This window comes from Flavobacterium branchiophilum NBRC 15030 = ATCC 35035 (genome assembly GCF_002217205.1).
GTDB classification, from domain to species: domain Bacteria; phylum Bacteroidota; class Bacteroidia; order Flavobacteriales; family Flavobacteriaceae; genus Flavobacterium; species Flavobacterium branchiophilum.
Window position 1 is genome coordinate 1 of the sequence record NZ_MUGT01000170.1, and the last position, 1784, is coordinate 1784.

Genomic DNA, 1784 nt, shown 5'->3' on the forward strand with positions numbered 1-1784 from the left:
TTCTAACCTCTAACTTCTTTCTTCTAACCTCTAATTTCTTTTTTCTAACTTCTAACTTCTTTCTTCTAACCTCTAACTTCTTTCTTCTAACCTCTAACTTCTTTCTTCTAACCTTCTAACTTCTTTTTTCTAACCTCTAACTTCTTTCTTCTAACCTTCTAACTTCTTTCTTCTAACCTCTAACTTCTTTCTTCTAATTTCTAACTTCTTTTTTCTAACCTCTAACTTCTTTTTTCTAACCTCTAACCTCTTTCTTCTAACTTCTAATTTCTAACTTCATACTTAAACCTTAATACTTACAAAACTTCTTTTAAAGTAGATTTTCTTTCGATGATGTGGGTGGGTAAGATTACTGTTTTGGGTGTATAGATTATTCCGTTTTTGTGGGCTTGCATGGCTTCTAGCAATATATTGAAACTGGCAATACCCATTTCTGAACTGGGTTGATCTACGGTGCTCAGCTTTGGAGCAATTACTTTTGACATGAACCAATTGCTAAATCCTATAATGGCAATTTGGTCGGGGATGTTGATGTTGTTTTCGTTAAAAACAGATATGGCACCAATGGCTACCAAATCGGTAACAGCAAAAAGCCCATCGATTGGCTGTTTTTGTTTGATGATTTCTTGTGCAAAGGCTACTCCTTCTTCAAAAGACACGTCGCTACAGGTATAAACCAAACTAGGGTCGAAAGGAATTCCATTTTTTTCGAGTGCTTTTTTGTAGCCAATAAATCTGTCGATAGCGTTTTGTGGATTTAAAGGCCCTCTAATATGGGCTATTTTTTTACATCCTTTGTCTATCAAATGTTGTACGGCTTCCATGGCAGCCTTTTGGTCGTCGATAATTACTTTGGAGCTTGGAATCAGCTTGGATATTTTGTCAAATTGCACAAAAGGGATTTTTCTGTTCAGGATGTCTTTGATGTGTTCGTCGTTGTTGGTATCGTTGGACAACGACATTATGATACCATCAACTCTTTTATTTATAAGTAGTGCTACTTGTTTTTTTTCTAACTCTAAAGATTCATTGGATTGTAAAATAATGACTAAATACCCGTGTTTTTCGGCCTCGCCAATGATGCCATTGATGACATTAGAAAAAAAGTGATGTACCACTTCAGGGATAATTAAACCTATTGTTTTAGATTCTTTTGTACGTAAATTTACTGCAAAACTATTTGGAGAATAATGCAATTCTTTTGCAAGGTCCAAAACCGCTTTTTTGGTTTTTGGGCTTACATCGGTATAATTTTTTAAGGCTTTGGAAACGGTTGTAATGGAAATTCCAAGACGTGTGGCTATTTCTTTGAGGGTCGTTTCTTTCATAGAGGTACATTTATTGATGATCAATCAGGTATAAAATTCACACAACAAATATGATATAAAAATTGGTATAAAAAAATTATTGTTTTCATTTTTTATGAAAACAGATGATGTATAACAAAATTGTATTGATTTGATATATTTTTTAAAAAAATTATTCAAAAAAAGAGTGGTTTATTGCTAGGTGTTTTTTATGTATGTTTACTCAAGTTATTACAAATATAATATTTTTCAAAAAAAATATAGCACTAGATTCAACTAGCAATTACAACTTTTGGTTTTCAAATCAAATTCAAATGATACAAATGTTTAACTTTTTTGCACTACAACATATATCAAAGTATATGATGCGTTAGGGATAGCAGTGGAAATCCTTTTAGAAGCCCCCGCCTCCATAAGGGGTGTGTTATACCAAATATACATCTAAAATAGTTCAATCTATTGGTTCTTTTTTGCTAA

The 1784-nt window shown here is 32.6% G+C and carries 1 protein-coding gene; it reads right to left on the bottom strand.

Annotated features, from left to right (window positions below; all coding sequences use genetic code 11):
• Positions 1 to 296 precede the first annotated feature (296 nt).
• Complete coding sequence (locus B0A58_RS15150) at positions 297 to 1328, bottom strand: LacI family DNA-binding transcriptional regulator (RefSeq protein ID WP_089081740.1); 1032 nt, start codon at positions 1326 to 1328, stop codon at positions 297 to 299.
• Between the last annotated feature and the right edge of the window lie 456 nt (positions 1329 to 1784).